Below are 10,099 nucleotides of genomic sequence, written 5' to 3'. Positions count from 1 at the left end.
AAATCAGTAAAGTCAAAGAGCTTTATTTTCGGTTGATCTTGTTGGTTGGCCTCTAAGGTTGCGGGAAAACAAAACTCTTGCAAGAACTATCTACTTTGACTCCTGCTCCAATTATCAATGTCAATCTGCTTCTATAAACAGAAATCCATAAAGAGCAATTAAGTCAACTGATTAATAATGCTATTAAAAAACAATTCATTTTAGATTGTTGATATGTTAAGCAGTCTGATTCAGATTTTTGGATTTTTTCATGGGGCTGCTTGAAAAATATTTTAAGTGTATACTTTTTGGGGGTATTACTTTCTTTACTTTTGGGGATCTATACACTATCCATTATCCCTATCCTGTGACGGAAAATCCATTTATTATCACAAAACTGTTCCAATTAGCAGGAGGTGATGATGTTAAGAATTGGTGTTTGCCAACTTGCTGGTTATAAATCACCTTTTGAAAGTTTAAAAAAAATTGAATATTTTTGTAATAAGGCAAAAAAATACCATATAGACCTAGTTGTATTTCCTGAAATGGCCATGGGAGTTATTGATAAAGCAAACACTCCAAAATTACTCTCATCTAACTTTAGCACCTATGTAACAAAATTAATAGATATTTCTAAAAAAAACAAAATAGATATCATAACTACTGCATGGGAACCAGAAAGAGAAAAACCTTATAACGCTGCTATTTTTGTAAAAAATGATGGATCAACCTCAATATTATACAGAAAACTTCATCTCTTTGATTCGCTGGGTTATAATGAATCCAACCTGGTTTTACCTGGGGACAAACCCCCAGAAATCATAGATTATATGGGATTTAAGATAAGCGTATCCATATGTTATGATTTGAGATTTCCTGAATTATATAGATACCAAGCACAAAAAGGCACGGAAGTTAGTATCATATGTTCTGGTTGGTATATGGGAAAATACAAAGAAGACCATTTTATTACCCTGCTAAAGGCCAGGGCAATTGAAAATACCATGTATGTTTTGTGCTCAAATCTCTGTGGAAGCAACTTTTGTGGCAGGAGCTCTATTTTTGACCCATTTGGGATTCAATTGTGCGATGCTGGAGAAGAAGAAAATTTAATATACGTGTCCATAAAAAAAGATCGCATTGAAAAAATAAGAAAAACCCTTCCCTGCCTAGAACACAGACAAAAGGACATTTTAAATTGACTTGACTGAAAGAACCTTGATTGACTAAGCAAAAAATGCAATGCATCTTTCCTTTGTAGCCATAAATTAAATTTAAAACAATAGGTGCATTGGAAAGACAATTTTATAAAAAAATCAAAAAAGGAGTGCGTCAATGAAAAGGAATGTGTTTTATTTATTTGCCATTTTTCTTTTTTTTACAGCCACATCTTATGCCAGGGATTTAAAAGTTGGCTTTATTTATGTATCTCCAGTTGGGGATGCAGGTTATTCCTATGCCCATGATTTAGGTAGAAAGGAAGTTGCCAAGTTACCTGGAGTAAAGACCTATTATTTAGAATCTATCAGAGAAGGTCAGGATGCAGAACGAGTGTTAACAAATATGGCGAGAAAAGGATATGACCTGATCTTTGCAACTAGCTATGGTTATATGGATTCAGTTATAAAGGTGGCTAAGAGGTTTCCAAATGTAATATTTATGCACTGTTCTGGATTTAAAAGGGCAAAGAATGTGGGCACATACTTTGGAAGGATGTACCAGGCACGGTATTTAACAGGGATGGTTGCAGGATATATGACCAAGACCAATGTCCTGGGGTATGTGGCCGCATATCCTTTACCAGAATTAATTAGGGGAATTAATGCCTTTACTCTAGGTGCAAAGTCTGTAAATCCAAAGGTGGTTGTCAGAGTGGTTTGGACCAAAAGCTGGTATGACCCAGCAACAGAAAAAGAAGCAGCTAAAAGCCTCTTAAATGTAGGGGCCGACGTTATCACACAACATGTGGACTCTCCAGCACCACAGGAAGCAGCCCAAGAAGCACATGTTTATTCAATTGGCTATAACTCTGATATGTCCAAATTTGCACCCAATGCCCATTTAACTGCAGCAATATGGAAATGGGGAAATCTGTATAAAAAGATAGTAATGGAAGTAAAAGAGCATAAATGGAAATCTTCAAATATCTGGGCAGGTATGGATCAGGGCGTAGTTGACATAGCTCCTTTTGGGAAAATGGTCCCCAAAAATGTGAGAGATGAGGTAATGAAGATTAGAGATAAGATAATCAAAAAAGAATTTGTAATATTCAAAGGCCCTATTTATGATCAAAACAAAAAACTTCGGGTAAAACCTGGAGAAAAAATGACAGATACTGAAATCTGGTCCATGAACTGGTTCGTGGACGGTGTCATAGGATCAACAAAATAATTAGCAGAAATGGTAAAAAATATGTAGTTCCACATAAAATGAAGATTCAGATAAAAAAAGTATATACACAGTCAAAGGCCAGGAGCGTGTTACTTGCGGTGGTAGCAGTGCTCCTGGCCTTAAGTGTTAGTTCACTATTACTTGCTACCCTGGGGAAATCCCCTTTATCTGGCATAGTTATTTTTCTAAAAAGTGGTTTTGGTTCTACATATGCATTTTTTGATTCCTTAAACAAGGCTATACCATTATTTTTGTGTGCAATTGCCCTGTCAATCTCTTTTAAAATGCAGATCTGGAACATAGGAGGAGAGGGACAATACGCCTTAGGTGCCATTGGTGCAACCTTTGTATATCTTTATTTTCCAAATCTACCCTGGTATTTTTTAATTCCACTTATGTTTACATCATCTGCAATCCTTGGGGGATTATTTGGGGTTATTCCTGCAATTTTAAAAGTATATTTTGACGCAAATGAAATTATCACTACCTTGATGCTTAATTATGTGGGAATACTTTTGATAGATTATTTAGTCTATGGTCCGTGGCAGGATCCAACTTCACTTGGTTTTCCAATGAGTGTACAATTTGGTGAAAATGGCACAATATCAACTATTTCAAATACTCCTTTATATAAAACCATTTATATCTGCATTATTTTAGGCGTTCTGTATAAAATATTTTTTCAGACCACAAAGATTGGATATGAAATAAAGGTTAGTGGAGAAAACGAAAATGTGGCAAGATATTCCCATATCCCAAGAAAAAAACTAATTATTTTTGTGTTATTTTTAAGCGGTGCAATTTGTGGTATAGCAGGCTTTACAGAAACTGTATCCACTGTGGGCAGACTACAACCAAGCGTTATAGCAGGATATGGGTATAAGGCCATAATTGTAGCCTGGCTTGCCAGGCTCTCTACCATTGGGATGGGAATCTTTTCTTACTTTCTTGGCGCAATGTTAGTTGGAGTTGAGGGACTACAACTAGAGATGCAGGTGCCTGAGGCCTATGGTATGATAATCCAGGGTATGATCTTGATATTTGTTGTTAGCTTTCAATTCTTTGAAAAATACAAAATATCAATAAAAAAGGAATAATTAAATGAATATAGATATAGTTGTTGCCACAACTGCTGCAACTATCCAGGCAGGAACTCCAATCTTATATGCCACACTAGGCGAAATAATAACAGAAAAAAGTGGTGTCCTTAACCTCGGTGTTGAAGGAATGATGCTAATTGGTGCCTTTTGTGGATTTTTTATAACAAAAATAACTGGCAATCCATATCTGGGGGTTTTAGGTGGAGGGATTGGAGCCGCCTCTCTTGCTTTGCTCCACGCTATATCTGTACTCATTTTCCAGGCAAATCAAATTGTCTCTGGCCTTGCACTTACCATACTTGGAACAGGACTAAGCAATTTTTGGGGTACTCCATTTGTAGGAGAAAAGACCCTTGGTTTTCATAAGATGGATTTTATTGGTCTATCAAAAATTCCAATAATCGGTGATATTTTCTTTAAACAGGACATTTTGGTCTATTTTTCATATATTCTCCCTGTTATGATATGGTTTTTATTGGACAAAACAAGATTGGGACTAGAGATAAGGGCAGCAGGGGAATTTCCAGAAGGTGCCAGAAGCTCAGGCCTAAATGTTACTTTTTTAAGGTCCCTTGGAATTTTAGGTGGTGGATTTTTAACAGGCATAGGCGGGGCATATCTTTCACTTGCCTACACCCATATCTGGACCAATGGATTGGTTGCAGGACGGGGATGGATTGCAGTTGCCCTTGTTATTTTTGCCTTCTGGAACCCATTTAGGGCCGTTATTGGTGCCTATTTGTTTGGGGGAATTATGGCGTTTCAGTTGAGTTTACAGGCATCTGGCACACAAATACCCTCTTCTATTCTACTCATGCTCCCCTATATATTAACTATCCTTGTTTTAACAATTGCATCCAAGACACATAAGGGATCATGGGGACCAATGGGGCTTGGCATAAATCTTGAGCCCAAAGATTAGGAGGAACTTAGTTGTGAGTGATAGATATAAAAAAATATTTCCAGTTACCTGGGATCAGCTGCACCGAGATTCCAAAGCCCTTGCATGGAAATTAATGGATATAAAACAATTTAAAGGTATAGTAGCCATTACCAGAGGCGGGCTAGTTCCAGCTGCTATAATTGCCAGAGAACTTGAAATAAGAGTTGTGGATACTGTTTGTATCTCATCCTATGACTATCAAGAACAACAGCAAATAAATGTACTCAAATCAATTGATATAACAGATTCTGAAAATTGGTTAATAATTGATGATTTAGTGGATACTGGTCAGACTGCTAAGACAATCAGGTCCATGTTACCTGAAAGCATTTTTGCAACTGTATATGCTAAACCAGCTGGAAGACCACTTGTGGATATATACGTAACTGAAGTAAGCCAGGATACATGGATCTTATTTCCATGGGATAGTGAACCTAAATTTAGTGAACCAATAATAAAAAAAAGAAAACAATATGAATAAAGAACTTCCATTTGTATCCCTTGTAAACATAAATAAGAAATTTGGGAATATTGTTGCCAACAAAAACATCTCTCTTGATGTCTATAAGGGTAAAATTCTCGCCATATTGGGAGAAAATGGAGCAGGTAAGTCAACTTTAATGAAAATTCTATCTGGAAATCTTTCCCCTGATTCTGGAAAGATAATAATAAATGGCGTAGAGAAAAAAATAAGATCCCCAAAACACTCTACACAACTTGGAATAGGCATGGTTCACCAACACTTTAAACTCATACCTGCCTTTAGTGCACTGGAAAATATTGTTTTGGGGGATAGGTCGTATGTAATTTTTAAAGAACAAAAATTTCTGTCAAACATAGAAGAATTGTCCAATCTATTCGGCTTACACGTTGATCCCAGAAAAAAAATAAAAGACCTATCCATGGGAGAAAGACAACGGGTAGAAATTTTAAAGCTACTGTATAAGGATGTTCAACTGCTTATACTCGACGAACCTACCACAGTGCTCACACCTGTTGAAACTAAAAACCTATTTAATTCCCTCAAAAACATAAAAAAACAAGGAAAGGCAATAATCTTTATTTCCCACAAGCTAGAGGAAGTCCTGGACATATCAGATGAAATAGCAATCCTTAGAAAAGGAGAAATTATAGAAAAAATCGAAACCAACAAGGTATCATCTCCTGAAGACCTTGCAAAAAAAATGGTGGGCAAACAGGTAGTTTTAAATATCAAAAAGGACCCAATAAAAACCCAGGACACTGTATTAAAATTACAAAATGTTACAGGCGAAACAGTAACTGATGTATCAATTGAGGTGAAAAGAGGCCAGATACACGGAGTAGTGGGAGTGGCAGGAAATGGCCAAAGGGAGCTAATTGATATCATCTATGGATTTAAAAAACCAATTGCAGGTGAGGTTAATATACTGGGATTTGGATGGGATGATTTCTATAAAAAAAATAAGATGTTAAAAAACATTGGTTACATACCTGAAGACAGGACCAACATGGGATGCTGCATGGAACTGACTGTCTGGGAAAATTTCCTTTTAACCACAAGAAATATCTTTTCAAAGGGTATTTTTGTGAAAAATAAAAAGGTCAAAAACCATGCACTGAAATGGCTGGATAAATATAAGGTCCGCCCTTTGGATGTAAATTTAAAAGCAAGACAACTCTCTGGTGGAAATCTACAAAAAGTAGTGGTGGCAAGGGAACTTTTTAAAAAGCCCAAGCTCATAATAGCAGAACAACCATCTCAAGGACTTGATATTGCCGCAACAAATGAGGTGTGGAAATATCTAATTGAGGCAAAAAAAGACGCTGGCATTTTACTTTTAACTGGTGATCTAAAAGAGGCATTGGCCCTTTCAGATATTATTTCAGTTATATTTAAAGGCAGGATAATCATAACCTTCCATGCCAATGACAAAGAAAAAGTGGATAATATTGGAATGTATATTGCGGGTATTAATAAGTCAAATAAAAGTAAAGGACTAGAGCCAGTTTTCTAAAATAGAAATAACCTTTCTTGGAGTTATGTTTTTCATACAATCCATCTCACCCTTACAGGTAGGATTTCTCTTACATGGAGAACACCACATCTTTTCATACAAGACCACTCCATTATTAAATCCTGTATCCAGGTAAGGACAGGTGGAACCAAATATAGCAATAGTTGGCCTCTTTAAAAGCATACTTCCATGGGTTAGACCAGTATCTACTCCAATTACAGCACTTGCCCCTTTTATCACACCAAGGCACTGGTTTATAGTTAATCTTCCCACTAAATTAACTATATCTGAAAAATCTGAAAATATCTTTTTCACCAATGTTTTATCAGATGGACCACCTAATACAACTAGTTTATATCCTCTGGATCTAATATATTTTACAATTTCTTTCCAATAATCATCAATCCAGAATTTCTGAACCCTGGTTGTAAAAGGACACAACACAACGAACCTATCATTTAATTGAATAGGAGGATCTTGTGTGTTTATACCAAGCATGTATTTATCATTAGAAATAGAAAGCGCATTTAAAACAAGTTTATACTCTGCACCAATTTGCTTATCAAAGGGATTAGATAATATCTTTTTTTTATAAAGAATACCTACTCCTTCCTTTGGATCTACAACTATCCTATTTTTTCCTATGGAAAAAAGACTCCATATACCACTTTTCCATATCCCCTGTAGATCCAAAACTAGATTGTATCTTCTTTTACGAATACTAGATATTGTAGTGAAACACTCTTTTATAAAATTACCAATCTTACCACTTTTTAATAGAATGGAGAGTTCTTTTCTCTTTATTGGAATTACAACATCAATAAATGGAGAATCTTCAAGAAGTGTCTTGTATTCCTGTTGAACCACCCATGTAATATTAGCTGAAGGATAATGATTTTTTATACATGGCAAAATACCTGATGCCATTATAATATCACCAATTGCAGACAATCTAAAAATCAAAATATTCAATGAGTTATCCCTTTTTTAACCTGTTTTTAAATTCTAATTTCCAGAAAAATCCAATTAAATTGTCCCCAAAAGATATGGCCTTTCTGGGGATCTCAAATGGATCTACGCCAGGATACACTGCACCCCTATAGCAACTAACACCACTTTTGTAACCAGCCTGTTTCACTATCTCTTTTACATCTTTATTTAAACTCCCATAAGGGTAACAAAAATGGTCTATTTTAAATCCCAACATCTCTTCTAATTCTATTTTGCTCTTTTTAATTTCTTCACTTGCAATTTCTAATGGCACCTGGGCGAGTTTTACATGATTTCTTCCATGGGATCCAAAGTCCACTCCTTTGTTTTTTAAAACCAATATTTGCTCCTTTGTAAGTAATGGTGGATCCTCTCGTCCCTCTTTCTTGAACCAGATTGCCCTTGAGCCAATTAAATTTGACAAAACATAAACAATGCACGGGAAATTGTATTTTTTTAAGATTGGATATGCATATTTATAAAAGTTTGCATATCCATCATCAAATGTCAAAACTACTGTCCTTTTTTTTAAAAAGGAATTTTTTTTAATTATGTTCAATAAACTATCTATTGAAATAACATTGTAACCAAAAAATTTTAAAAACCACATCTGGGATCTAAATCTCTTCCATCTACAATATGTGGATCTATGGGATCTTATTTTTGAAAAATTGCCAATTTGATGATACATCAAAACTGATATAGACATTTTTATATATCCAATAATTAAGTTTTTTCTAAAAGATATTTATACACTTCAATATACTGATTAACAATAATCTCTTTTGTAAAATGCTTGATAACTTTTTTATATCCATTTTCAGCAATATAATCTCTGAGATCTTTTTCCATAATTGCCCTTTTAATAGCAAAATATAGTGCCTTTGAATCAAGACAATCTGCCTGTATAACATCTTCTAAGTCTTTTGTAATCTCCATTGCTCCCCTAAATCTGGTACATACAACAGGATTTTTATGTGCCCATGCTTCTAATATTACATTTCCCAGAGTCTCCTGCTCCATAGAAGGAAAGACTACTAGATTAGATAACTGATAATACATAGAGACATTATTTTGCCATCCCGCCCATATTAAATATTTATCTATACCTAGTTTGTTTGCCTGCTGGAAAAGATGGGACTTAAGTGGGCCATCTCCAAGCAATATAATCTTAAAGCTCCTTTTTAACTCTCTATCATTGGCAAGAAGATGTACTGCTTTAAACAGGGTTTCATGTCCTTTAACAGGCACGAACCTGGCTGGATGAACCATAATAAAGTCCTCGTCTAAAATACCCATTTTATCTTTGAGTTTTCTGAGTTTTTCTCTGGGAGCAAGCTTAGGCAGGTCAACAAAATTGGTTATATAAAAAACTTTTTCCTTGGGAAAACCATTTTGGATTAAATAGTCACAAATCCCTTTTGTATTCCCAATCCATGCGTGGGCATGTTTAAAGGCTTTGAGGCCATAATAGCCACCAAGCCTTGCTACATGGACTGCTTTTTTGGGAGAAATTCTGGTAAGCCTAGTGGCTCGGCTCATATATGTCTGTACTATCTCAGGCCTTAATCTATTCACTAATTTGGAAATACTAAACCTGGATATAGGGTCCCATACAGTATAAAAGGGCAGACAAAAATTAAATTGGCTCTCTTTTGCTAAATCTTCCAGTTCACTCCCAGCCCTAATGCCTGTATACACATAAATTCCATATTCCCTCAGGGCCTTGGTACACTTAAAAAACCATTTCTCTGCTCCCCCAAGGCCCTTGCTTCCTATTAAATGAAGAGTCCTTATCATCACATGAGACCTTTATATAAATTAAACTTCACCAATCCCCTTTAACATCCACAAACAATAGTCTGAATAATCGTTTTTTTATAATAAGCCAACAACTCTTTTTTTCTTATAATATATATCTTTTTTACAATAATTTCAATATATTAAGCCTTATATCTTAAATTTTACCCTAAAAGAATATCTCTTTATTTTTAATTAGGATTTGATGCCCTATAAATGGGTTTAAGAGATTCTGTCAAAGCTTCCCTACCCTTAGTCTTAAGGATACTCTTCAAGATACACAGCCCTTTCTTCTAAAGCCAAATCCTTAAATCATTTCTTTCACCACCCTCTTGACTTCTTTCTGAATAAATTCGAAAATCTCTTTTAAGTCATATTTCATTGGGCTTTCTTCCTTTATTCTTTGATGATGGTATATCCACTGGGAGAGATGCCTCTTTTTCTCCTCATGTCAACCAGACGTAATTTAGAAATAAATATAGAAAAAGAAGGAATAAAATGACAGAATAGGATGTTATAAAACTAATTCAAATGGGTGAATGTATAAACATTGAATTCAAAGAGAGTAAAAAGGCTCTTAATAAAGATGTTTATCAGACCATTTGTGCATTTCTAAACCGTATTGGCGGACATATTCTTCTGGGAGTTAAAGATAATGGCAAAATTGTGGGCATTGATCCTGAATTTGTAATTAATGTTAAAGTCAATTAAAAATCCCCATGTTAGGGCCCTTAAAATTCCCCACCCTATTTAGGCTAATTTTTAGATTTATTTAACTCCTTCATTCTATAACTTTTGCCTAATATTTTTATTATATGAGAATGATGGACAATTCTATCTACAATAGCAGATGCAAGGACAGCATCACCAAATATATTAGCCCATTCTTCAAAAGGTCG

The 10,099-nt window shown here is 35.1% G+C and carries 11 protein-coding genes; 7 read left to right on the top strand and 4 right to left on the bottom strand.

Going from position 1 to position 10,099, the window contains the following annotated elements; genetic code table 11:
* Nucleotides 1–401 precede the first annotated feature (401 nt).
* From ACY2V1_RS10710 to ACY2V1_RS10685, 6 genes are all read left to right on the top strand, one after another.
* On the top strand, nucleotides 402–1,181 hold the full coding sequence (locus ACY2V1_RS10710) for a nitrilase-related carbon-nitrogen hydrolase (RefSeq protein WP_461834790.1): 780 nt from the start codon (nucleotides 402–404) through the stop codon (nucleotides 1,179–1,181).
* 133 nt (nucleotides 1,182–1,314) lie between these two features.
* On the top strand, nucleotides 1,315–2,370 hold the full coding sequence (locus tag ACY2V1_RS10705; RefSeq protein ID WP_461834789.1) for a BMP family ABC transporter substrate-binding protein: 1,056 nt from the start codon (nucleotides 1,315–1,317) through the stop codon (nucleotides 2,368–2,370).
* 38 nt (nucleotides 2,371–2,408) lie between these two features.
* Nucleotides 2,409–3,467 carry an ABC transporter permease gene (locus tag ACY2V1_RS10700; RefSeq protein ID WP_461834788.1) on the top strand — a complete coding sequence of 353 codons (1,059 nt, stop codon included), beginning with the start codon at nucleotides 2,409–2,411 and terminating at the stop codon, nucleotides 3,465–3,467.
* A gap of 4 nt (nucleotides 3,468–3,471) precedes the next feature.
* On the top strand, nucleotides 3,472–4,392 hold the full coding sequence (locus ACY2V1_RS10695) for an ABC transporter permease (RefSeq protein ID WP_461834787.1): 921 nt from the start codon (nucleotides 3,472–3,474) through the stop codon (nucleotides 4,390–4,392).
* A gap of 13 nt (nucleotides 4,393–4,405) precedes the next feature.
* On the top strand, nucleotides 4,406–4,894 hold the full coding sequence (gpt, locus tag ACY2V1_RS10690; protein WP_461834786.1) for a xanthine phosphoribosyltransferase: 489 nt from the start codon (nucleotides 4,406–4,408) through the stop codon (nucleotides 4,892–4,894).
* Entirely contained in the window at nucleotides 4,887–6,410 is a 1,524-nt protein-coding gene (locus tag ACY2V1_RS10685; RefSeq protein WP_461834785.1) for an ABC transporter ATP-binding protein, read from the top strand. The genes gpt and ACY2V1_RS10685 overlap by 8 nt, the downstream gene beginning before the upstream one ends.
* On the opposite strand, the gene ACY2V1_RS10680 is transcribed toward ACY2V1_RS10685, so the two are convergent.
* Genes ACY2V1_RS10680 through ACY2V1_RS10670 form a run of 3 tightly spaced genes read right to left on the bottom strand, consistent with a single transcriptional unit; the run spans nucleotide 6,393 to nucleotide 9,200 of the window.
* Nucleotides 6,393–7,382 (bottom strand): glycosyltransferase family 9 protein, encoded by a 990-nt coding sequence (locus tag ACY2V1_RS10680; RefSeq protein ID WP_461834784.1) that lies wholly within the window; start codon nucleotides 7,380–7,382, stop codon nucleotides 6,393–6,395. The genes ACY2V1_RS10685 and ACY2V1_RS10680 overlap by 18 nt on opposite strands.
* Before the next feature lie 4 nt (nucleotides 7,383–7,386).
* Nucleotides 7,387–8,109 (bottom strand): polysaccharide deacetylase family protein, encoded by a 723-nt coding sequence (locus tag ACY2V1_RS10675; protein ID WP_461834783.1) that lies wholly within the window; start codon nucleotides 8,107–8,109, stop codon nucleotides 7,387–7,389.
* 17 nt (nucleotides 8,110–8,126) lie between these two features.
* Nucleotides 8,127–9,200: a glycosyltransferase gene (locus ACY2V1_RS10670; RefSeq protein WP_461834782.1), complete on the bottom strand. Its 1,074-nt coding sequence runs from the start codon at nucleotides 9,198–9,200 to the stop codon at nucleotides 8,127–8,129.
* Nucleotides 9,201–9,731: 531 nt separating this feature from the next.
* Between ACY2V1_RS10670 and ACY2V1_RS10665 the strand changes: the two genes are divergently transcribed.
* Nucleotides 9,732–9,911 (top strand): AlbA family DNA-binding domain-containing protein, encoded by a 180-nt coding sequence (locus ACY2V1_RS10665; protein WP_461834781.1) that lies wholly within the window; start codon nucleotides 9,732–9,734, stop codon nucleotides 9,909–9,911.
* A 44-nt stretch (nucleotides 9,912–9,955) separates the two neighbouring features.
* Here ACY2V1_RS10665 and ACY2V1_RS10660 read toward each other — a convergent pair.
* Nucleotides 9,956–10,099: ATP-binding protein (locus ACY2V1_RS10660; protein WP_461834791.1), on the bottom strand; the 144-nt coding region annotated here is incomplete at its 5' end.

It is taken from the genome of Desulfothermus sp., assembly GCF_053993635.1.
The sequence above is the reverse complement of the archived record's forward strand: the minus strand, read 5'-3'. Positions and strand labels throughout refer to the sequence as shown.

Bases quoted from the DNA above. Each gene is read 5' to 3' on its own strand.
- ACY2V1_RS10685 (WP_461834785.1), top strand. From the start codon at position 4,887: ATGAATAAAGAACTTCCATTTGTATCCCTTGTAAACATAAATAAGAAA.
- ACY2V1_RS10700 (WP_461834788.1), top strand. From the start codon at position 2,409: ATGAAGATTCAGATAAAAAAAGTATATACACAGTCAAAGGCCAGGAGC.
- ACY2V1_RS10675 (WP_461834783.1), bottom strand. From the start codon at position 8,109: ATGTCTATATCAGTTTTGATGTATCATCAAATTGGCAATTTTTCAAAA.
- ACY2V1_RS10665 (WP_461834781.1), top strand. From the start codon at position 9,732: ATGGGTGAATGTATAAACATTGAATTCAAAGAGAGTAAAAAGGCTCTT.
- ACY2V1_RS10705 (WP_461834789.1), top strand. From the start codon at position 1,315: ATGAAAAGGAATGTGTTTTATTTATTTGCCATTTTTCTTTTTTTTACA.
- ACY2V1_RS10695 (WP_461834787.1), top strand. From the start codon at position 3,472: ATGAATATAGATATAGTTGTTGCCACAACTGCTGCAACTATCCAGGCA.
- ACY2V1_RS10670 (WP_461834782.1), bottom strand. From the start codon at position 9,200: ATGATAAGGACTCTTCATTTAATAGGAAGCAAGGGCCTTGGGGGAGCA.
- ACY2V1_RS10710 (WP_461834790.1), top strand. From the start codon at position 402: ATGTTAAGAATTGGTGTTTGCCAACTTGCTGGTTATAAATCACCTTTT.